Origin of the sequence: Pseudomonas fluorescens (assembly GCF_902497745.1) — a bacterium.
In the GTDB taxonomy this organism is placed as follows: Bacteria; Pseudomonadota; Gammaproteobacteria; order Pseudomonadales; family Pseudomonadaceae; genus Aquipseudomonas; species Aquipseudomonas fluorescens_BM.
This window is the reverse complement of sequence record NZ_CABVHJ010000005.1, coordinates 111,426-133,154: the sequence shown is the minus strand read 5'-3', so window position 1 is coordinate 133,154 and position 21,729 is coordinate 111,426. Positions and strand designations below refer to the sequence as shown.

Genomic DNA, 21,729 nt, shown 5'->3' with positions numbered 1-21,729 from the left:
TCAAAATAATTTTGACAAACTAGCAGCCAAACCAGCGTTTTCCTATGACCAGAAGCGCCCTACCCTGCACGTCTCACTACAGGGAAGCTGCCATGGCTTATCGCTCGAAAGTCGCGCTGGTGTATTTGTTGGGCTTCGCACTCGACCTGCTGAACATGTTCGTCGCCAGCATCGCTTACCCCGACATCGCTCAACAACTGCACGCCTCGGTGACGCAACTGGCGTGGATCAGCAACGCCTACATGCTTGGCCTGACGCTGATCATTCCACTGAGCGTATGGCTCGCAACACGGGTTGGCGAACGGCGGCTGATCCTCGCGTCGCTGCTGTTGTTCGGGATTGGCTCGGCACTGGTGGCGCAGGCGGGATCGATTGAAAGCCTGATTGCCTGGCGACTGCTGCAAGGGCTCGGTGGCGGACTGCTGTTGCCGGTGGGCCAAGCCTTGGCGTATCGACAGTTTCCGGCGACGCAACGCGCGCACTTCACCGGTGTGGTGTTGCTCGTGGCGCTGCTGGTGCCGGCACTGTCGCCGGCGGCCGGCGGGTTGATCGTTCAGGCGTTGTCGTGGCGCTGGATTTTTTACCTGAATCTGCCGCTGACACTGCTCGCATTCGGGCTTGGCCTGCTCTGGTTGAAAGCCGATCAGTCTTTACCTGAGCGCCCGACGCTGGACGTCCGTGGCCTGTTGCTGGCGGCGTCGGCACTGAGTTTGTTGTTGATCGCCGTCAGCCTGGCAAGCGACGCCAGCACCCGAGCACTCGGCATCATTGTTCTGATACTCAGCCTTCTGATCCTGTGCCTTTACCTGCGCGATGGCTGGCGTAAACCCGGCGCTATCCTCGATCTGCAACTGATCAAACACCCGTCGCTGCGTCTGGCGATGCTGATCTACTTGTGTGTGCCCGGGGTTTTCACCGGCACCCACATGATTGCCGTGTTGTACCTGCACAACCTCGGTGTCGGCGCGGCGCAGACCGGCGCATTGATGCTGCCGTGGGCCGTCGGTTCGGGCGTGGCGATCATGCTTGGCAAACGCAGTTTCAACCGCATCGGCCCCAAGCCATTGCTCAGCGCCGGCATGCTCCTGCAATGCATCGGCATCGTTGTGTTGATGCGCATCGAACAACCGGCGAGCACACCGCTGATCATCGCCTACGCCCTGATGGGGCTGGGCGGCAGCCTGTGCAGCGTGACCGCGCAAAGCTTGGCGTTCGTCGGCATTACGCCAGAAAAAATGGGCCACTCCAGCGCCCTGTGGAACATCAATCGCCAACTCGGTTTCTGCCTCGCGGCGGCGCTGCTCAGCTCACTGCTGGGCGCGTTGGGTGGTGACGGTTTCAGTGCCTGCTTTATCGCCGCCGCGCTGCTGACCCTGTTGCCAATGGTCGCCGTCCTGCGTTTCGACTCGAGCCACGTGCTCGCGCTATTGAACCCACCTGCCCTTGAGGAAAAAACTGCATGAACGACGCCACGCCCTACCTGGACGAAGTGATCAAGGCGCACGAAGCCATCGAACGATGGTTTGCCGTAGAAGAAGATGACGCCGCGCTGCAGCGATTGCTGGCGCGTTTTTCACCGCGTTTTTCCATGGTGACGCCGTTGGGCCGAGCGCTGGATGTCGATGCCTTGCGCCTGCTGTTCCAAACCGCAGGGGGGCAGAAGAAAGGTTTCAGAATCCAGCTCAGTGAGTTACGCGTGATTGCCCTGCATCAGCGTGGCGCGACCGTGAGTTACCGCGAGCAGCAGAGCGACGCGAGCGGTGTGCACACGGATCGGCGCTCGACGGTGGTGTTTGAAAAACTCGAATCCGGGCGGGTGTTCTGGCTGCATTTGCAGGAGACGTTTTGCGCTGAGTGATTGCTCGTTATCAGTCTGGAAATACCGAGTCGCCCCCATTCGCGAGCAGGCTCGCTCCCACATTTGAAATGCATGACCTCTGTGGGAGCGAGCCTGCTCGCGAAAGGAGCGACACGGTCTGTCAGTTATCCACCGTGCTCTGATTCACCACCACCGTGCAGGTAATCCCCGCCGCCAGCAACACGCCTTCAGGCACTTCATCAATATGAATCCGCACCGGCACCCGCTGCGCCAACCGCACCCAGTTGAACGTCGGATTCACATCGGCGATCAGTTCGCGGCTTTCCGGGTTGTCGCGGTCATAGATGCCGCGGGAAATGCTTTCCACGTGGCCCTTCAAGACTTCGCCGCTCATCAACTGCATGTCGGCCTTGTCGCCCACTTTGACGTGGGGCAGTTTGGTCTCTTCGAAAAAGCCATAAACCCAGAACGAGTTCATGTCGACCACGGCCATTTTCGCCTCGCCGATGCGCGCATAGTCACCGCGATGAACGTTGAGGTTGGTCACGTAACCGTCGACCGCCGCGCGCACTTCGGTGCGTTTGAGGTTGAGTTCGGCCGCTTCCAGTTGCGCTTGCGCATGTTGGTAATCGGCCAGGGCGGCGTCGGCGATGTTGCTGGCGTCGTCGCGGTTTTCCTTGGAGATCACCAGGTTGTCGAGGTCGGCGCGGCGGTGGGCGTTGACCTTGCGCATCTCCCACGTCGACTTGCGCGAAGCGACCAGCGACTGCGCCTGTTTCACCGCAATGCGGTAGTGCTCGGGGTCGATCTGCATAAGCAAATCACCCTTCTTCACCAGTTGGTTGTCGCGCACCGGCACGTCGATCACTTCACCGGTGACGTCGGCGGCGACGTTGATGATATCGGCACGCACGCGGCCGTCGCGGGTCCACGGCGTGTTCATGTAGTGCTCCCACAACGTGCGGCCGATCCACAGCGCCAGGGCCAGCACCAGCAGGGTTGCGAGCAGGCTGAAAAACTTTTTCATCAGATCGTTCTCAACGGTAGACAGTCAGCGCCATGGCGCCGAACAGACAGGTAAACAGACTCAGACGCAGCAGCGCCGGGTGCCAGAAGAAGCGGTACAGATCGAACCCGGACAAAAAACGATCCACCGCCCAGGCCAGCGCCGCAGCAATGAAAAACATCAGGGTCATGGTCGGCATGTACACGCCGTGGAAGGCGATTTCACGAGGCATGGGCAATTCCTTCGGGCTTGGCGATGGCGTAGGCAGCGAGCGGTGATTGCGGATCGAGCAACGAGGTGCGGATGAAGTGCAGATAACTCTTCACCCGCCGCAACGCCGAGGTATCGAAGTGCGGCGCGAACGGTTCATCGGTGGCCGCAACACGGCTGATCGCATGGTCGACCGCGACCAGTGCGCGCTCGAGATTGCTGGAGTTCGGTTGCAGGAACAGTCGCACCAGCGCACGGCCCATCACGCGGATCGCCTGGCGCCACGGCTGCGATTCGGCATAGGCCGGGTGCACTGGCAAGATCGCCTGTTCCTTGCGCAACTCGATGATCGCGTGGCCGACTTCGAGCACCACAAACATCCAGCGCAACAGGTTCTTCTGCACTTTCGGCTGCCCGGCCGCCAGACCGTAGGCCTGATGCAGCAGATCGCGGGTTCGACTCTCGAAACTCGAGGCCAAGCCTTTGAGTTTGCCGCTGATCGCGTAGACCACTTGCCCGCGCAGATCCTGTTCCAGGCGCTTCCATAACCAGCGACTGTTCGGCGGCAGAATAATCGCCCCCGCCGCCGCGCAGACCAACATGCCCATGACCATGGCAATGTAGTCGTTGATAAAGGTGTAAGGGTTGTAGATGGTCAGGTTGTCGGGCACTGAACCGGTGCTGAAGAAGATCAGCAAACCGAGGCCGACACCGGCATATTGCGGGCGCGAGGTGAGGAACGAGCCGAGCACGATCACTGGCGCGAGCATCACGCACAGCAATGGAAAACCGTCGATCCACGGGAAGATGAAAAACATCTCGACGAAGCCGATCAGGGCACCGAGGAAGGTGCCGCAGGCCATTTGGAACGCCATGCGTTTCGGGTTTGGTGTGGCCGCCGAAAGGCCCACGGTCGCGGCGGCGATCAGGGTCATCGTCGCGCCGCTTGGCCACGCGGTGGCGACCCAGTAGCTGCCGAGCACCACCAGAATGAACGAGGCGCGTATGCCTGATGCCGCAGCGGCCCACCAGTTGGTTTGCGGGGTGAACGGTTCATCCCAGCGCTCGCGTTCGTGGCGGTGATCGGCTAGCGAAGCGTGAGTCTGTGCATAACTGTGCAAATCATCGACGAAGCGATAGAGCAACTCGTACGCGGTGTGGAAATCCAGTTGTTCGGCTTCGCTTGGCTCGGTGTCCTGGAAGATTGCGCGCAGGCTGCGCACGCGAGCCGGCAGGCCTTCCTTGTAGCTCGCCAGCGCTGTCGCCAAGCGCGCGGCATCCGGGCTGGTCAGGGCGCGACCACTGAAGCCGTCGAGCACTTCGGCGAGATCCTGCAGACCCGGTCTGATCGCGGCGACAACGTGCTCTTCGCCGTTGCCGCGCAGGCGTTCGAGCAATTGATGCAGGGCGTTGAAGCGCGTGGTGATGCCCATGAACTCGCTGTTCAAACGACTCAATCGACCATTGCGCCGACGCATGTGCGGGTCTTCGAATACGGTCACGCTGCGCAGCCCTTCCAGCCCCACGGCTTCGGCGATAAAACGCACGTTGCTCGCTTCGAAAGACTCGGCTTTGCTGCGCCCGCGCAGGCCATCGGTAACGAACAGCGCGAACACGCCGAAGCGCTGATACAAGGCGTTGCGCATGGCGGCGCTGGCGGTTTGCGGCAGGATCGCGGCGCTGACCAGGGTCGAGCAGAGAATCCCCAGCGAGATTTCCAGCACTCGCCACACCGCCGCCATGAATGCGCCGTCCGGGTGCGCCAGCGCCGGCAGCCCGACCATCGCCGCGGTATAGCCAGCGAGGACAAAACCGTACGCTCGGAAGTTGCGGCAACGTGCAGCACCGGCCGAGCAGATGCCGACCCAGATCGCCAGCGAGCCAAGGAACAGTTCGGTGTTCTGCGCAAACAACGCGATCAGCGTGACCATCATCGCCGACCCGGCCAGCGTGCCGAGGAAGCGATAGAAACTCTTGGCGAACACCTGGCCGCTCTGCGGCTGCATGACGATGAACACGGTGATCATCGCAGTACGCGGTTGCGGCAGTTCCAGGCGCATGGCCAGCCACAGCGTGAGGAATGCGGCGATCAACACCTTGAAGATGTAAACCCAGGTCACGCCATCGCTGCGCGCCCAGTCGAAGAAACCGCGGCGCCATTCCAGGGAGTAGAGCCAGCGCAGAGGTGCGGGCAAGGGAGTCATTCAAATGTGCTCAATGAGATTCGGTCTGGTCGCAGAACCTGTGGGAGCGAGCCTGCTCGCGAATGCGCTTTCATATTCAACATTGATGTCGACTGATAAACCGCTTTCGCGAGCAGGCTCGCTCCCACATTGGGTTGTGTGTTCAATGCAGGAGTGCCGGGGTTTTCGGCGCTTGGGTTTTCTCGGCCGTCGGTACGTCGTTGCCGGCCCCGAGGCCACCGCCCAGCGCAGTCACCAACTCCGCATGCGCACTCAACCGCGCCGCCTGCACCTGCTGCTGCACTTGCTGCTGTTTGAACAGCAACGTCTGCGCATTGAGCACGTTGAGGTAATCGGTGAGGCCGCGCTGATAAGCGATCATCGCGATGTCGTAGGTCTTCTGCGCCGTGGCCACCGACTCGGCGGCAAAACCTTGCTGCTTGTCCATCGACTCGCGGCGGATCAACTGGTCGGAGATGTTCTTCAGCGCATTCACCAGCGTCTGGTTGTAATGCGCCACGGCGATGTCGTAACCGGCGGAGGCTTCACCGAGTTCGGCACGCAAACGCCCACCGTCGAAGATCGGTAGCGAGATCGCCGGGCCGACGTTGTAGTTGAGTTTCTTGCCGGTCAAAAACTCCAGCGCGCCACCGCCGGTGGCCATGTAACCGAGACTGCCAACCAGATCGACGTTGGGGTAAAACCCGGCATGCGCCACGTCGATACCGCGCGCCTGCGCCGCCACTTGCCAGCGACTGGCAACCACATCGGGACGTTGGCCGAGCAGTTCGGCGGGCAATGCCGACGGCAGTTTCAGCGCAGCACCGAGGGACAGTGTCGGACGCTGCAATTGCGCACCCGCCCCCGGCCCTTTGCCGGCGAGTGCGGCGATCTGGTTGCGGCTGAGGGCGATTTCTTCGTCCAGCGCATCGAGCTGGCGATGGGTTTCCGGCAGCGGCGTTTCGGCTTGGCTGACTTCGAAGTGCGTGCCGATCCCGCCGTTCAAGCGCTTCTGCGCCAGATCGAGAATCTGTTGCTGCTGCTTGAGCGTCGCCGCGACGATGTCGCGCTGCGCGTAATGCAGCGACAGTTCGATGTAGGCGCGCACGATGTTGTTCTGCAATTCGAGCTGCGCCAATCGCGCCTCGGCCGCGCTCATGTGCGCCAGATCCACCGCCCGCTCACTGGCATTGCTTTCACGGCCCCAGAGGTCGAGGGCGTAGCTGAAGCCGAGCGCCGCGTTGTTATCCCAAGTCGTGGTGTTGGCCAGCTCGCCGGGGCCGTAGAACTGATCGGTCGGCCAGTTGTGGCGTTTGAGGGTCGACTCGCCATTGATCTGCAACGACTCGGCGGCTTCGGCGACACCGGCCATGGCTTTGGCTTGACGTACTCGCGCGGCGGCCATGGCCATTGTTGGGCTGCCCTGCACGGCGAGGTCGATCCAGCGATTGAGTTGCGGGTCACCGTAGGCTTGCCACCACTGCGCGGTGGGCCAGTTGGCGTCACGGGCGGCGTGGGCAATGGCGTCGTCGGTGGCCAGTGTATTGGCCTCCAATGCGTTGCCCTGCGGGGCAATTCCGTCCGTTGAGATGCAGCCGCCAAGACCCAGGGTAAAAGCCAGAACACTGAGCGGCAAAAGCGCTCTGTTGATGCGACGCGGCACAGCTGCGAATTCCTGAGAAGAGGATAAGGCGGGGCTTGTTTCCGGTAGGAGCTGCCGGAGGCTCGTGCCGCGTTCGGACGATCTGTTGATCTTGATTCCCTTAAAACAAAATCAAAAGATCGCAGCCTGCGGCAGCTCCTACATTGGATCGGCGCAATTCTAGGGGGCGCCTCGAACGGCGATAAGCTGGGATTTCTGTGAATCTTTGTTACGGTTAACGAGATAATCCCTAAGTCGGGGGTCTCGCCCCCGAAACTTCGTGTCACAATTTGCCATCTCCCTTGAGAGCACCCCATGGACACTTTGCAAAACATGCGCGCCTTCAGTTGTGTCGCCGAAGCCGGCAGCTTCACCGCCGCTGCCGTGCAACTCGATACCACCACCGCCAACGTCTCGCGCGCGGTCTCCAACCTGGAAGCCCACCTGCAAACCCGCTTGCTCAACCGCACCACGCGGCGCATCGCACTGACCGAGGCGGGCAAGCGCTACCTGCTGCGCTGCGAACAGATCCTGGCCTACGTCGAAGAGGCCGAAGCCGAAGCCAGCGACGCCCACGCGCGCCCGGCCGGGCAATTGAAAGTGCACACCATGACCGGCATCGGTCAGCACTTCGTCATCGACGCCATCGCCCGCTACCGCAAGACCCACCCGGACGTCACCTTCGACCTGACCCTGGCCAACCGCGTACCGGACCTGCTCGACGAGGGCTACGACGTGTCCATCGTGCTCGCCAGCGAGTTGCCGGATTCGGGTTTTGTTTCGCAACGGCTGGGCATCACCTACAGCATCGTCTGCGCCTCGCCGGCCTACGTGAAAGCCAACGGTGCCGCGCAAAAACCCAGCGACCTGCTCAACCACGCCTGCCTGCGCCTGGTCAGCCCGGTGATCCCCCTGGAAAAATGGGCCTTCGACGGCCCGGAAGGCCAGGAAATGGTCACCATCAACAGCTCACCGTTTCTGGTGAACTCCGCCGATGCGATGAAAACCGCGATCACCAGCGGCATGGGCGTGGGCGTGTTGCCGGTGTATGCGGCGATCGAAGGTTTGCGTAACGGCACACTGGTGCGGGTCATGCCGAACTACCGCTCGCAAGAGCTGAACCTGTATGCGATCTACCCGTCGCGGCAATATCTGGATGCCAAGATCAAGACGTGGGTCGAGTATTTGCGTGGGTCGTTGCCGGAGATATTGGCGGCGCATCAGGCCGAATTGGCCGCTTACGAATTAAGCGGCAGCCTCGCCGGCGCGCGTGTCGCCAACTGATTTTCAACACACCACGAAACTTGTAGGAGCCGCCGCAGGCTGCGATCTTTTGATCTTGATGTTTAAAAACCAATAGATCACGGCCTACGGCAGAGCCTACAGAAACGGCGATTTCGCGGATGTTTCCGACAGGTTTTGACGGTTGTCCGTCGGAAGTGCGGTGGCTAGGATTTGGGTGTCGCTGACGAATCAGCGACCGGACTTGGTCGTCCGGGTTTAGAATGGCGCACTTTTTCAGCTTGCTTAATGGCGAACTGTGCGTGGGAGGGCTTTGGCCCTGCCGGGTTTCCATTCCCTGGTCGACCAACCCGCGTACAGTTCGCCACCCTACTGCTTGGTCGCAGTGTGTGACGAACTCCACATCCCGAATGGAGTTTCACCATGATCAAACCAACGCCTAATCCACCCGAAACCGACGACACCACCCCCTACGAATTCCCCGGCTCGAAGAAATTCCACGAAGCCGCCGAACGCGCCCTCGATCACTACCTCAAACCCAACGCGTTAACCCTGCGCTTCCACAAACCCAGCACCATGTTCCAGGTCGCCCCGGAACAGGACAGCGAAAGCCTGCTGGTTCACGCCTGCGAATCACTGGCCCAGGCCAGCCTCATGACCAGCGATATCGCCGCCTACATCGACCTGCCGCAACGACGGACGATTCTGGCGATTCAGCAGATCATCATGCTGGCTGAACTGGCGGTGAATCGAGTGCTGGATAACCACGAAATCCCGCAACCTCCGCCACACAGCTAACAGCCCCTCACCCTAACCCTCTCCCAAAGGGAGAGGGGACTGATCGAGGTGCTTGGGAGAACTACGCCGACGTGAAATACCGAGTCGAACTCAAATTCAGAAATAAATCAAAAGCCCCTCACCCTAACCCTCTCCCGGAGGGAGAGGGGACTGATCGAGGTGTTTGGCAGGACTACGCCGACGTGCGATACCGTGTTGAACTCAAATTCTGAAACAGATCAAAAGCCCCTCACCCTAGCCCTCCCGAAACGTCAGACCGCCCGTAGGGAGAGGGGACTGATCGAGGGGTTTGGAAGAGCTAGGCCGACGTGCGATACCGAGTCGAACTCAGACTTTGAAAAGCCCAAAAATCGACTCCCTCTCCCTCGGGAGAGGGCTGGGGTGAGGGGCAAACCCACCACAACCCCAAAGCCGAACACCCGCTCTTCACCACTCAACAGGATGAGCGTTAGCTCGGCTGCAGCTCTTGATCTGTAGGGCGACGTCGGAAGGCTGAGTGGAGGGATTGATCCGGGCGTGGGAGCGCAGCGACCGTTTGGCGAAGCCAAACACAGCGAGAGGAGGTGCAGCGAAGCAAACCGTAGGCGCTGCGCCCGGATCGATCCCGGAGCGAAGGAACCCCGAGCCCCAGCGAGCGGGCCGCACGTAGGAGCAAGCGTTTTTTTGCTTACTTTTTTGAGGCGTTTGTCAAAAAAGTGAGTCGCCGTAAGGGCGAAACCCTAAGCCGCCGTTACCGAAGAAACGGATATACACCCCGAACAACCACAACATGGTCGGCCCAAAGGCCGCCAAGACACCCCAAAACAAAAATGTTAGCTTGCTAGGTATCAAGCCCGAACAAGAGCCAAAAACGATGAAAAAAACTGTCCTGGCCTTCAGCCGCATCACCCCGCCCATGATCGAACGCCTGCAACAAGAGTTCGACGTCATCGTCCCCAACCCAAAAGCCGGCGACATCAACGCCCAATTCAACGAAGCCCTGCCCCACGCCCACGGCCTCATCGGCGTCGGCCGCAAACTCGGCCAGGCGCAACTCGAAACCGCCACAAAACTCGAAGTGGTCTCCAGCGTCTCCGTCGGCTACGACAACTACGACCTCGACTACTTCAACCAACGCGGGATCATGCTCACCAACACCCCGGATGTGCTCACCGAAAGCACCGCCGACCTCGCCTTCGCCCTGATCATGAGCAGCGCCCGCCGCGTCGCCGAACTCGACGCCTGGACCAAGGCCGGCCAATGGCAAGCCAGCGTCGGCGCGCCACTGTTCGGTTGTGACGTCCACGGCAAAACCCTCGGCATTGTCGGCATGGGCAACATCGGCGCCGCCGTCGCCCGCCGTGGCCGCTTCGGTTTCAACATGCCGATCATCTACAGCGGCAACAGCCGCAAGACCGACCTGGAACAAGAACTCGGCGCGCAATTTCGCAGCCTCGATCAACTGCTCGCCGAAGCCGATTTCGTCTGCCTGGTCGTGCCACTCAGCGACAAGACCCGCCACCTGATCAGCCACCGCGAACTGGCCCTGATGAAGCCAAATGCAATCCTCGTCAACATCTCTCGCGGTCCGGTAGTCGATGAACCGGCCCTGATCGAAGCCCTGCAAAACAAGCGCATTCGTGGCGCCGGCCTTGATGTGTACGAAAAAGAACCGCTGGCCGAGTCGCCGCTGTTCCAATTGAGTAACGCCGTAACCCTGCCGCACATCGGCTCCGCGACGAATGAAACCCGAGAAGCCATGGCCAATCGTGCACTGGCCAATCTGCGCAGCGCCCTGCTCGGCGAACGCCCGCAGGATCTGGTGAACCCGCAAGTCTGGCGCGGATAAAAAAACACGGGCAAGTGAGCTATCGCACTTGCCCGTTAGTTATGCCTTACACAACTTGAAATTGAACAATAAAGCCAATCAAACAACAGCATTATAAGCTCTGCCCGCCTGTCGAATAATCGACAAACGCTATGGAGAGCCAATACCTTGAACACCCTGACAACCGACAAACTCATTCGTTACAGCAAAGTCATATTGATGGCTTACATCAGCTTCTTTGGCGTACTGGTGATGATCCACAACTTTACCGACTACAATTCAAACTACACTTACGTGGCGCACATCCTGAGCATGGACACCACCACCGCCAGTGAATCCATCAAGTATCGGGCCATTGAATCACCGATGATCCATCACCGGATCTACTGGTTCATCATCACGCTGGAAGTCACGTATACCGTGCTGTGCCTGATAGGCACCTATCAGTTATATCGCCACATCGATGCTTCCGCCGAGTTATTCCACGAAGCAAAAAAGTTCTCGATCATGGGCATATTGGCAGCCATTTTCATTTACTACGTGTGCCTGCAAACCGTGGGTGTGGAATGGTTTGATATGGACACTTCGCAATCATGGAATGCCAAAGATTGGGCGCGACATATCGTTGATTTCATCTTCCCGGTGATGATTTACATCACATTGAAAGTCGAGCGCTGAAGTTCAGCGCTCGTTTATTTCAAGCCAACTTTCCCTGTGCCGGCGCCACCATCGTTTTCGGCTTACGAAACACCAGTACATTGCCCAGCATCACTAACACCAGTCCGACCAGTGCCGGCGCTGTCCACTGATAACCTTCAGCAAATGCCGAGACGTTCAGCGCCACCACCGGAAACAGCACGGTGCAGTAAGCCGCGCGCTCCGGGCCCATGCGCCCGACCAGCGTCAGATACGCAGTGAAACCGATCACCGAACCAGGGATAACCAAATACAGCAACGCACCGACATAATGCGGGCTCCAATCCATGTCGAACGGAATGCCCTTGACCAGGCACCACACCGACAGCATCGCCGCGCCATAGGCCATGCCCCAGGCGTTGGTGGTCAGCGGCTTGAGACCGGCCTTCTGCTGCAGACTCGAGAGCATGTTGCCCGCCGAGAAACACAACGTGCCGCACAACGCCAGGCCGAGACCGAGCAATGTTTGCGGGCTGGCCTGATGCCCGGCCAGTTCCGGCCAGAACAGCATGCCCAGGCCAAACAGGCCCAATGCACCACCCATCAGCACATTGCGCGCGATGCGCTGGCCGAAGAACACCCGCGCATTCAGCGCGTTCCACAGCGTTGCGGTCGAAAATACTACCGCGACCAGTCCACTGGGGATCCATTGACTGGCGGTCAGGAAGCACATGAAGTTGACGCAGAACAGACACAAACCCTGAGCCACGCAGATCAGATGCCCACGGCGGTTCATCGGTTGCAGGCGCCGGCTGAGCAGCAACAGCGCAAACAGCAGCAGCGCGGCGAGGCCGAAGCGGTAGACGATCGATACGGGAATCGCCACCACACCCAGTTGCCATTTCAGGGCAATCCACGTCGTGCCCCAGATCAGCACGGTCAGCAAATACAACGACAGGTTCATGGCACACACTCCTCGATAGGCCTTGAGTGTCTGCCCGGGCGGGCGTTGCGCGCTTGCAGATTCTTGCGCTTTTGTCGGGTGGCAGGCTGGCAGCTCGACGTCTACGGAGTAGGATGCAAGGCGTTGAAGAGAACCGCTCATGGCCGCCATCGATACCCTGCAAGTCTTTCAAGCGTTGAACAGCTCGCCGAACGCACGCCTTGTGCACAGCGCCGAGCTCGGTGACGGCTTGTCTGCGGCTTTGTGGACCAACCACCACGATGCGCAGGAATACGCAGCGCCGAGCCACCACACGTTGTCCTGTTACATCGCCGGTGGCACCGGCACCTTTCGGCGCGGGCAACCCGGACAAAAAGGCGGGCCAGACAAGCTGTGCATCCTGCCCGCCGATCATGAGTCGGGCTGGGTGATCAACGGCGATATCCGTCTCGCACACTTGTATTTCAGCGCTGAACAATTCGCCCTCGGTTGCGTCACGCTGCTGGATCGCGAACCGCGGGAAATGCAGCTGCGCGAGCAAACCTTTCTCGAAGACCCGCAACAGGCGCAGCGCTTTCGGCAGCTGCTGAGCCTGAACTGGGACGAACCCGCCGAACGCTTGCTGACCAGCAGCCTCGCCCATGAATTGATCAGCCACACCTTGCTCAGCCAGGTCGGCGCGCGTCAGGGTTTGCGTTTGAAGGGTGGATTGGCGCCACACCAGCGGCGGCAATTGGTGGAGTTCATCGACACTCAATTGGCCGAGCCGATAAGCCTCGGTCAACTGGCCAGATTGTGTGCGTTATCGGAATACCACTTTGCGCGGATGTTCCGTACGAGCTTCGGTCTGCCGCCGCATCAATACCTGCTGGCGCGACGCTTGAGCCGGGCGCGGGAGTTGCTGCGCGGGACGGCGTTGCCGTTGGGTGAGATTGCGCTGGCGTGCGGGTTTGCCAGCGCGAGTCATTTCACTAATCGGTTCAAGCAGGTTTTGGGGGGGACGCCGGGGGAGTATCGGCAGGCGTTTTTGCGTTGAGCCTTTCCCCTCACCCCAGCCCTCTCCCGGAGGGAGAGGGGGCCGACCGAGGTGTCTGGCGCTTTACGTCGACCTGAAACACCGAATCGATTATGGATTCAAAGCATCACGTTCAAGTCGGTGTACCTCTGGAATATCCCACGGTCAGTCCCCTCTCCCCCAAAGAGAGGGAGCCGACCGAGGTGTCTGGCGTTGTACATCGACCTGAATGACCGAGTCGATTATGGATTCGGTAAAGATCGATCACGTCGGCGGAGCTCTCCAATATCCCCCGGTCAGTCCCCTCTCCCTCGGGGAGAGGGTTAGGGTGAGGGGCTTTTGATCTTGCCCTAGAACTCCAAAGTGCTCGACAGCGAAACCTGCCGCGAATCGCCCATCGACACAAAGAACCGGCTCGCCGCCGAGGTGTAATACGTGCGATCAAACAGGTTCTTCACATTGAGCTGAAACTTGACCTTCTGCCCTTCGACCCGAGTGTCGTAAGTGGCAAACGCATCGGCGACGGTATAGCTCGGCAGATCGAAATCATTCACCGCGTTACCCGCCCGTTCACCGACATAACGCGCTCCGGCACCCACGCGCAACTGGTCGCCGCCGATCACGCTGCCAAAGTCATACACCGCCGACAACGAGCCGGAATTCTTCGCCACGTTTTGCAGGCGCTTGCCTTTGTACTCCGGGTCTTCAGTCACTTCGGCATCGGTGTAGGCGTAGCTGCCGATCATGCTCCAGTGGTCCGTCAGTTGACCCGTGAGGTCCATTTCCAGACCGCGCGAACGCACCTCACCGGCCGCGCTGTAAATCGTCGTCGGGCCTTCAGAGTTGGCCACCAGCACGTTGCGCTTCTTGATGTCGAACAACGCGATGTTGCCGGTCACACGCCCCGGCATATCCAGCCGTGCGCCAAGTTCCCATGACTTGGCTTCTTCCGGCGCGATGCTGCCGTCGAGCACCGTGCTGCTACCGCTCAGCGGGGCGATGGTCGAGTTGGGTTTGAACGATTCGGTGTAGCTGCCGTAAAACGACAGGGTATCGGTGTAGCGATACACCAGACCGGCGCGCGGTACCCATTTCTGCCCGTTGCTGTCGGTGTTGGCCTTGAACGGCACGCCTTTGCCGGCGTACTGGTCGTACTCCTGCAAACGCCCGCCTGCGACCAGAATCCACTGGTCGTTGAGGTGAATCGAGTCCTGCATGAACACCGAATCACTGCGCAGTTCATCGGTCTGCGCGCTGTCGGGGGCGCTGACGGTGGTGCCGGCGACTTCGCGGCCATACACCGGATTGAGGTAGCTGAAGGTGGTCAGGCTTTTCTGCCGGATCAAATCCTCGCGGTAGATCTTGCGGTACTCGTCATCAACGCCGAACACCAGATCATGCTGCATGCCCAGCACCTTGACCTTGCCTTCAAGACTGGCGGTGGTGAAACGGTCGGTGCTGATCGCGTTCTGTGTGCCGTCCATGCTGCGGGTCAGCGTGCCCTTGTTGGTGTCGATAGCCGTCACACGGACCTGGCTGGCGTCGTAGGTTTCGCGGTTCCAGCTGTAGCCGAAGTGCGCTTTCCAGTCGTCGTTGAGGTCGTGGTCGGCTTCAAAGTGATAAAGATCCGAGCGGCCTTCCATGTTGTTGAACGGCTCGTCGAGGCGTTCCTTGCGCGAGATGTCCAACGGGTGATTGGTGCGCGGATCGATCAGCGTGCCACGGTCGAACGGGGTGAGAAATTCGCGGTGCTCGTAGGCGAACAACAGCTTGGTGCTTTCGCCGAACCAGGCCAGCGACGGCGCAATCAGGGTTTCGCGGTGGGTGCCGAAGTTGCGCCAGTAATCTTCGTCTTCGTGGTCGAGCACCATGCGATAGGCCAGCCCGGAATCGCCCAGCGGGCCGGTGCTGTCGAAGGTGCCGCCGCTGCCATTTTTGCCGTCACCGTAAGTCGAGCCACGCAGGGTCAACGCATTGTATTGCGTCAGCTCAGGCTTCTTGCTGACCAGGTTGACCACGCCACCCGGGTCTTGAATGCCGTACAGCAACGAGGCCGGGCCTTTGAGCACTTCAACACGATCGACGGTGGCGTTCATGCCGCGCCCCTGCACGATCGGCATGCCGTCGCGCATGATCGAGCCGTTGCGGTTGTCACCGAAACCGCGCGTCATCATCGAATCCTGAGTGCTGCCCAAGGTATTGCCCTGGGTGATGCCGCTGACATTGGCCAGTGCATCATCCAGATTGCGCGGCGCCTGATCGCGGATGACCTGCGCCGGGATGACGTTGACGGTCTGCGGGACTTCCTGCAGCGAAGCTGAGGAACGCATCACCGAACTGGTTTCCGGCGGCTGGTAGCTCATCGATTCATCGCGCAGCGAGGTGATGGTCGTGGCGCCGAGGTTCAGTGCGCCTTCGGTGGGTTTGGGCTCCAGCGCCAGCGTGTGGCTATCGGTGCGGCGGAAGTTGAGGCCAGAGCCACTGAGCAAGCGTTGCAGTGCCTGTTCGGCACTCATCTGGCCATTGACTGCCGGCGCGGTGAGGCCGTAAGACGCTTCGTCGGTGTAGACCACGCTCTGCCCGGTGACGCGGCTGAAGTCGCTCAAGGCTTGCGGCAGCGGTTTGGCGGCCAGGGAAAAGTTGAACTGCTTTTGCGCCTGGTTGCTGACGGTTTCAGCGGCGAGCGCGACGCTCATCGGCAACAACGCCAATGCCGAAAAGCTCAGTGCCGACACGCCTAACCATTGTTTGACCGAACCCGATATTGCCCTGGACTTCATTGCTCAATGACCTGTGTAGAACCGCAACGGATACGAATGACTCGCAGTTTCAGTCACTACACGGATGGGGCTCGGGTTTACCTCACCACAAATCTGAAAATATTTTTGCAGATCAAAAGATCGCAGCCTTCGGCAGCTCCTACATTGGAATGCGATCCCTGTAGGAGCTGCCGAAGGCTGCGATCTTTTGACTTTGCCTCAACGCAAAATTATCAGATGCCCCAACACCTGATGTTGCTCAAACCCCATCACCCCTTGCAGGGAGCTGAGCACCGCCTGCGGATCCCTGCTCGGAAAACTGCCACTGACCTTGCGCGCCGCCAGCTCATCGTTGAGCAATACAATCCGCCCCGGGTAATAACGCCGCAAATCCTCCACCACATCCGCCAGTGTCGACTTGTAATAAGTCAGCCAGCCCTGACGCCAGGCCAACTGCGCTTCGCTGTCCACCGCGTGAAGCTTTTGCGCCGAACCTTCGCCGTAAGCGACTTGCTGACCGGCCGTGAGAATCTGCTGCTCACCCTCGCGATCCGCCGTCACGCCAACGCGCCCGGACAACACCGTGACCTGCGCACCGTGAGGCTGCAGTCGCACTTCGAACTGTGTGCCGAGCACCCGCGCCTCGCCCTGCTCCGCCGCGACCACAAACGGATCCCCGGTATGGGTGACGCTGAAGAAACCGGCACCTCGGCGCAACTGCACATGTCGCTCGCCACGACTGAAATCCACGGCAATCGCACTGTCGGCATCCAGTGTCACTTGCGACTGATCGGCCAGCGTCACCGTACGGATCTCGCCGGGCGCCGAGACATAATCGGCGCCCAGATCATCGATCCAGCGCTGCGGCTGCCAGCCGGTGCCGAGGCTGACCATCAACAACAGACACGCCGCCATTGCCAGCGCCCCCGACCAACGTAAAACCTGCGGACGGCGCGGGCGATCCATCGCATCGAGATAGCCCTGCAACGCCACAGCTTCTTCATCGGCCAGCGTTCGCGCCGGGCTTTCGCTCAACTCCCAGAGCACTTGTGCCTGCGCATACGCTTCGGCATGCGCCGGATCGGCGCGCAGCCATTGACTGAAGGTCAGTTGATCGCCGGCGCTGGGCCGATCGTGCAACAGGCTCAGCCAGGCAAGCGCAGCCTGCTCTTGCGCGGGCGTCGGGGTGGTGGAATCGGATGGCTTCACGGTGCTTTCCCTGGCAGGCGTGGCGCGGGTTCGCGCAGGCAGGCCTTGCAGGCCTCGAGGGCGCGCATCATATGTTTTTCCACGGCACTTTGGGACAGGCCCATGGCCTTGGCGATTTCCGCGTACTTGCGACCGTGAATGCGATTGAGCAAAAAGATCTGCCGGGTGCGTTCGGGCAACGCACGCAACGCCGCTTCGACATGGCGCAGATCATTGCCCGCTTCCAGCGCCGCTTGCGGTTCGCTGCCGTGGCTGTCCGGTGCGTCCGGTTGCCAGCCCTCGTTGACGCGCGTGCGCGTGCCTTCGCTGCGCAGATGATCGATGGCAATGTTGCCGGCGCAGCGCAGCAGATAGGTGCTGAGCTCTTCGACCTGCACCAGCGGCCGCCGCCAGAAACGCAAGAATAAATCCTGAACCAGATCCGCCGCCGTCGCCCGGCAACCGACGCGCCGGCTCACCAGCGCTTCCATTTGCGAACGCTGGGACAGAAAAACCTGGAGAAAATGCGCACGCGCCCCGCGCGGCTCGTCGTCGCGGGATTCCGGCGGCAGACCGATCAGCACTTCAGCACTGCGCCCATGCGGCGACCGGGCTGGCCAATAGACTGACGCCAGCCAGTGCCAATGCCAGACGCGGGCGATACGGCAGCAGCAATACCAAAGCCAGGGCGCTGAGCATCAGCACGGCGAACCAGTCGACCAGGCCGAAGCTCCAGCCGTTCGCCGAAACGGCAGCCCACAGCGACAGGCACAGCAAGAGCGAGCCACCGATTTTCAGTCCCTGTCGACGCGAGGTTGAAAGTTTTTCGCCGAGCAATTCATCGTGGTGCCGAGGCATCGACAGGCACAACGCCGTGAATCCTGCGTAGGTGAGCAACAGTGCCAACAGCATCAGTTCGCCCCTTGCTCAAGGGTGATCGGCCGAGCCTTTTCGCGTGGTGCTTTTTTCACGCCGACCATGCTGTCGGCGCGCTGCATTTTCCACGCGGCCCAAGCCAGAAACAGACCAGTTGCCAGGCAAGTCAGATCAAATCCGGCCAATGCCCAATCGCCGTGCTTGAGCGTGACGCCCAGATTCCAGGGAGTGGTCAGCGCATTGATCAGCGGCACCGCGACATACAGCGCCGCGCCGAGCACAAGCTGTTCAACCCAGGCCTTGCGCCCCGGCCGTAACATCGCGTGCAGCACACTCAATCCCCAGGCCAGGAAGAACGCGTTCACTTCCCAATCTGCGCGCCCGGCGAGGCTCACCGGCAATAGACGATTGGCCAGAAAGAACACCGCGACCGCCGACACCAGCCCGGCCATGCTGGCGATATTCAGCACTTCCACCAGCCGCAATTCGAACGGCATCACACCGCTCTTGGCATGTTTGAGCTGACGCTTACCGAGCCAGATCACCAGCCCGGTGCCGATCATTGCCGTACCCGCCAGCCCGCAGATGAAGTACAGCCAGCGCAACACCGGGCCAGCAAAGTTGCCCATGTGCAAACCATAGAACGCGCCACCTACCGCCATTGCTACCGGCTGCTCCGGTGTGCTGCCGAGCATTACTCCGGTCACACCATTGAAGGTCACGGCCCTACCGAAATCATGCACGACACTGTCGCCGGCACGGGCCAGCACCACCGTGGCGTTGGCATCCCCCGGATTGCTCACGGACAGACGCGCGGTGTGGCCGCCCGACCATTGCTCGCTGGCCTTGCTCAACAGCGGCGCCATCGCCGCCAGCGGCGCAGCGATATCAGCGCGTTCCGGGGTTTTCGACGCCGGGAAAACCTCGTCATAGAACTTGCGCACGTCACTGCCGTAAGACGCGACGATGCTCGCTGGCATGACCATCGACATGAAAATCACCAGGCTGCTGTAGGTGATCATCAAGTGAAACGGCAACACCAGCACGCCCACCGCGTTATGCCCATCGAGCCAGGAGCGCTGGCCCTTGCGCGGGCGGAAGGTGAAGAAGTCCTTGAAGATTTTCTTGTGGGTGATGATCCCGGTGATCAGCGCAACGAACATCACCATGGCCGCAATGGTCGCCAGCCAACGGCCCCACGGATAAGGCATTTGCAGCTGGAAGTGGAAACGGTAGAAAAATTCACCGCCCATGCTTTCGCGCCCCTGCACTTCAGCACCGGTTTGCGCATCGAGGGTTTTCGCTTCGAAACGCCCGCGCTCGCCTGGCTTCGCCGGCGCAGGCTGCCAACGCACGGTCATGCCGGGATCACGGGCATCGGGCAGATCGATCAGCCAGCGCGAAGCGCCCGCCGCGTGTTGTTGCAGATAATCCTGGGCCAGCGTCAGGCTGGTCTCGGCACTCACCGATCGAGCAGGGATTTCCGGCTGCATCCAGTGGCTGATTTCATCTTTGAAATAGGCCAGCGTGCCGGTCAGAAAAATCGCGAACAGCAACCAGCCGAACAGCAGTCCGGTCCAGGTGTGCAGCCAGGCCATCGCCTGACGAAAGCCCTCTTTCATGCCAGCCCCAGCCCACGCGCCGCACCGGAGATGGTCGCCAGAATCACGCTCGGCACCAGCAAGCCAACCCAGGCCGACCACGCCGTGCGGCAGGCAAAACACCAGAGCACCGCCACCAGGTAGACCAGAAAGGAAATGGTCATGCCGGTCACCACCGCTTCGGCGCGGCTCAACGGCAGCCACAGCGTCAGGGTGACACTGGCCAGCGCCGCGACGAGATAGCCGCCGAACACCGCCGCCAGCACCCGAGAAGTGACGGCCAGACGATAGGACATGGGAAGTGTGGCGAGTTTGCCTTTCATGTTTCGACCCTGAAACGAAAAACGTCCGGCCGATCAGCCGAACCTACAGACGAGCAATATTAATGATAAATATTCTCATACGCAAAAGCATCTGATTGCCGGTGACGTATCTCGACCACTACAATGCGAACAGTTCTTGTTCTCTAACGTACTCTCTACCGCGTCAAGAAAGCGCCCGGAGTCCACCGTTGTCGTCCGCCCATCCCGTCGAATCGCTCTATCAGGCCCACCACAGCTGGCTGACCAGCTGGCTGCGGCGCAAGCTCGGCTGCCCGGACAACGCGGCGGATCTGGCGCAGGACACGTTCATCAAAGTGCTCACCGCCCGCGAGCCATCGGTAATCATCGAACCGCGTGCCTTCCTCACCACACTCGCCAAGCGCGTTCTGTTCAATCACTACCGCCGTCAGGATCTGGAGCGCGCCTATCTCGACACCCTCGCGCAGATACCGGAAATGGTCGCGCCGTCGGAAGAAGACAAAGCGATCATCCTGCAAACCCTGATGGAGCTGGACGAGTTGCTCGACGGTTTGCCGCGTCAGGTCAAACGCGCCTTTTTGCTGGCGCAGGTCGATGGCCTGACTTATCCACAGATTGCCGCCGAACTGGGCATTTCCGTGGCCACGGTTAAACGGCATTTGAACAAAGCAGCGATGCGCTGCTACTTCGCCCTATGAACCGAGCGCCGGATTTTTCCTCCCAGGTTGCCGAGCAGGCGGTGCACTGGCTGATGGAAATGCAGCAGGGCGCACTGTCGCCACGCCAGCAATTGGCAATGCAACAGTGGCTGGACGCGCACAGCGAGCACCGGCGGGCGTGGGAGCATATTCAGCGGGTCAACCAGCGCTTGCGCGGTGTGTCTTCGCCGCTGGTACACGCGGCGTTGAACGGACCGAAGTCCGGCAGTCGTCGTCAGGCACTCAAGCTGCTGCTGATTCTCGGCGCCGGCTCGGCTGTCACTTGGGGCATGCGCGAGCACAATCCGCTACCGTCGCTGCTTGCCGACTACCGCAGCCCGATCGGGCAACGGCGCAAGGTCGCGCTTGGTGCCGGCGATCAGTTGCAGCTCAACACAGCCAGTGCCGCCGATGTGGATGTCTCGGCGCGTCTGATCCGTTTGCTCGAAGGCGAAATCCTCCTGACTGCCGCGCAATCTTTCGAAGTGCGCACGGCCCAAGGCACTCTGAAAACTCACAGCGCACGTCTCAATGTGCGCCAATTTGCCGATCGCACGCAGGTTGCGCTGTTTGAAGGCCGCGTCGAACTGAGCAGCAATGGACGCGCGCCGATGCTGCTGCCGCGTGCACGGCAACTGAGTTTCACCTCGACCTCCGTCAGCGAAGCCAAACCGCTGGATGCCAACAGCGGCGCTTGGGCTGACGGCATGCTGGTGGCCGCGCATATGTGCCTGAGCGACTTCCTCGATGAACTCGGCCGCTATCGTCGCGGCCAACTCAATTGCGCCAAGAACGTCGCCGACCTGCTGATCTCCGGGACTTACCCGCTGGACGACAGCGAGCGGATTCTCGATCTGCTGGAAATCAGTTTGCCGGTGAAGGTGAAGCGCTTTACCCGTTACTGGGTGAGCGTCGAAGCGCGGGTTTAAGGAGCAAGATCAGAAGATCGCAGCCTTCGGCAGCTCCTACAGAAGATATGCATTCCAAATGTAGGAGCTGCCGAA

General features: G+C 60.5%; 20 protein-coding genes. 9 read left to right on the top strand and 11 right to left on the bottom strand.

Annotated elements, in window-relative coordinates; genetic code table 11:
* Positions 1–92 precede the first annotated feature (92 nt).
* Together F8N44_RS09615 and F8N44_RS09610 are read left to right on the top strand one after the other, a co-directional pair.
* Complete coding sequence (locus tag F8N44_RS09615; RefSeq protein ID WP_150650145.1) at positions 93–1,463, top strand: MFS transporter; 1,371 nt, start codon at positions 93–95, stop codon at positions 1,461–1,463.
* Positions 1,460–1,858 carry a DUF4440 domain-containing protein gene (locus tag F8N44_RS09610; protein ID WP_150650144.1) on the top strand — a complete coding sequence of 133 codons (399 nt, stop codon included), beginning with the start codon at positions 1,460–1,462 and terminating at the stop codon, positions 1,856–1,858. Before F8N44_RS09615 ends, F8N44_RS09610 begins: the two co-directional genes overlap by 4 nt.
* A 121-nt stretch (positions 1,859–1,979) precedes the next feature.
* Here F8N44_RS09610 and F8N44_RS09605 read toward each other — a convergent pair whose 3' ends face one another.
* From F8N44_RS09605 to F8N44_RS09590, 4 genes are all read right to left on the bottom strand, one after another.
* Complete coding sequence (locus F8N44_RS09605) at positions 1,980–2,846, bottom strand: HlyD family secretion protein (protein WP_134174716.1); 867 nt, start codon at positions 2,844–2,846, stop codon at positions 1,980–1,982.
* 10 nt (positions 2,847–2,856) lie between these two features.
* Positions 2,857–3,057 (bottom strand): DUF1656 domain-containing protein, encoded by a 201-nt coding sequence (locus F8N44_RS09600; protein ID WP_007914106.1) that lies wholly within the window; start codon positions 3,055–3,057, stop codon positions 2,857–2,859.
* Positions 3,047–5,239 carry an FUSC family protein gene (locus F8N44_RS09595; protein WP_150650143.1) on the bottom strand — a complete coding sequence of 731 codons (2,193 nt, stop codon included), beginning with the start codon at positions 5,237–5,239 and terminating at the stop codon, positions 3,047–3,049. Before F8N44_RS09595 ends, F8N44_RS09600 begins: the two co-directional genes overlap by 11 nt.
* Before the next feature lie 142 nt (positions 5,240–5,381).
* Complete coding sequence (locus F8N44_RS09590) at positions 5,382–6,881, bottom strand: efflux transporter outer membrane subunit (protein ID WP_150650142.1); 1,500 nt, start codon at positions 6,879–6,881, stop codon at positions 5,382–5,384.
* A 294-nt stretch (positions 6,882–7,175) separates the two neighbouring features.
* Between F8N44_RS09590 and F8N44_RS09585 the strand changes: the two genes are divergently transcribed.
* The 4 genes from F8N44_RS09585 to F8N44_RS09570 all read left to right on the top strand — a co-directional run bounded on the left by F8N44_RS09585 (position 7,176) and on the right by F8N44_RS09570 (position 11,385).
* Positions 7,176–8,144, top strand: a complete 969-nt coding sequence (locus F8N44_RS09585; RefSeq protein ID WP_007914118.1) for a LysR family transcriptional regulator — start codon at positions 7,176–7,178, stop codon at positions 8,142–8,144.
* Positions 8,145–8,525: 381 nt separating this feature from the next.
* Positions 8,526–8,900, top strand: coding sequence for a DUF6124 family protein (locus F8N44_RS09580; protein ID WP_150650141.1), 375 nt, complete (start codon positions 8,526–8,528; stop codon positions 8,898–8,900).
* 853 nt (positions 8,901–9,753) lie between these two features.
* Complete coding sequence (locus F8N44_RS09575; protein ID WP_150650140.1) at positions 9,754–10,728, top strand: 2-hydroxyacid dehydrogenase; 975 nt, start codon at positions 9,754–9,756, stop codon at positions 10,726–10,728.
* A 147-nt stretch (positions 10,729–10,875) separates the two neighbouring features.
* Positions 10,876–11,385 carry a DUF2165 family protein gene (locus tag F8N44_RS09570; RefSeq protein WP_150650139.1) on the top strand — a complete coding sequence of 170 codons (510 nt, stop codon included), beginning with the start codon at positions 10,876–10,878 and terminating at the stop codon, positions 11,383–11,385.
* Positions 11,386–11,404: 19 nt separating this feature from the next.
* Here F8N44_RS09570 and F8N44_RS09565 read toward each other — a convergent pair whose 3' ends face one another.
* Positions 11,405–12,307, bottom strand: a complete 903-nt coding sequence (locus F8N44_RS09565) for a DMT family transporter (RefSeq protein WP_150650138.1) — start codon at positions 12,305–12,307, stop codon at positions 11,405–11,407.
* A gap of 139 nt (positions 12,308–12,446) precedes the next feature.
* Here F8N44_RS09565 and F8N44_RS09560 point away from each other — a divergent pair, with 139 nt between their 5' ends.
* The gene (locus tag F8N44_RS09560; RefSeq protein ID WP_150650137.1) at positions 12,447–13,322 is read left to right on the top strand and encodes a helix-turn-helix domain-containing protein; all 876 of its coding nucleotides are present in this window, start codon (positions 12,447–12,449) and stop codon (positions 13,320–13,322) included.
* A gap of 329 nt (positions 13,323–13,651) precedes the next feature.
* Here the strand turns inward: F8N44_RS09560 and F8N44_RS09550 are convergent, their stop codons facing one another.
* From F8N44_RS09550 to F8N44_RS09525, 6 genes are all read right to left on the bottom strand, one after another.
* Positions 13,652–16,081, bottom strand: coding sequence for a TonB-dependent siderophore receptor (locus F8N44_RS09550; protein ID WP_150650135.1), 2,430 nt, complete (start codon positions 16,079–16,081; stop codon positions 13,652–13,654).
* Between the two features lie 198 nt (positions 16,082–16,279).
* Positions 16,280–17,269 (bottom strand): FecR family protein, encoded by a 990-nt coding sequence (locus F8N44_RS09545; RefSeq protein ID WP_150650134.1) that lies wholly within the window; start codon positions 17,267–17,269, stop codon positions 16,280–16,282.
* Positions 17,266–17,832: an RNA polymerase sigma factor gene (locus tag F8N44_RS09540; protein WP_150650133.1), complete on the bottom strand. Its 567-nt coding sequence runs from the start codon at positions 17,830–17,832 to the stop codon at positions 17,266–17,268. The genes F8N44_RS09545 and F8N44_RS09540 overlap by 4 nt, the downstream gene beginning before the upstream one ends.
* A 1-nt stretch (position 17,833) precedes the next feature.
* The gene (locus F8N44_RS09535; RefSeq protein WP_150650132.1) at positions 17,834–18,160 is read right to left on the bottom strand and encodes a DUF3325 domain-containing protein; all 327 of its coding nucleotides are present in this window, start codon (positions 18,158–18,160) and stop codon (positions 17,834–17,836) included.
* Positions 18,160–19,746: a PepSY-associated TM helix domain-containing protein gene (locus tag F8N44_RS09530; RefSeq protein ID WP_150650131.1), complete on the bottom strand. Its 1,587-nt coding sequence runs from the start codon at positions 19,744–19,746 to the stop codon at positions 18,160–18,162. The genes F8N44_RS09535 and F8N44_RS09530 overlap by 1 nt, the downstream gene beginning before the upstream one ends.
* Positions 19,743–20,048: a DUF3649 domain-containing protein gene (locus F8N44_RS09525; protein WP_016986986.1), complete on the bottom strand. Its 306-nt coding sequence runs from the start codon at positions 20,046–20,048 to the stop codon at positions 19,743–19,745. Before F8N44_RS09525 ends, F8N44_RS09530 begins: the two co-directional genes overlap by 4 nt.
* Positions 20,049–20,236: 188 nt before the next feature.
* On the opposite strand from F8N44_RS09525, the gene F8N44_RS09520 reads away from it, so the two are divergent.
* Both F8N44_RS09520 and F8N44_RS09515 read left to right on the top strand, forming a co-directional pair.
* Complete coding sequence (locus F8N44_RS09520; protein ID WP_150650130.1) at positions 20,237–20,725, top strand: sigma-70 family RNA polymerase sigma factor; 489 nt, start codon at positions 20,237–20,239, stop codon at positions 20,723–20,725.
* Complete coding sequence (locus F8N44_RS09515; RefSeq protein ID WP_150650129.1) at positions 20,722–21,654, top strand: DUF4880 domain-containing protein; 933 nt, start codon at positions 20,722–20,724, stop codon at positions 21,652–21,654. Before F8N44_RS09520 ends, F8N44_RS09515 begins: the two co-directional genes overlap by 4 nt.
* Positions 21,655–21,729 lie beyond the last annotated feature (75 nt).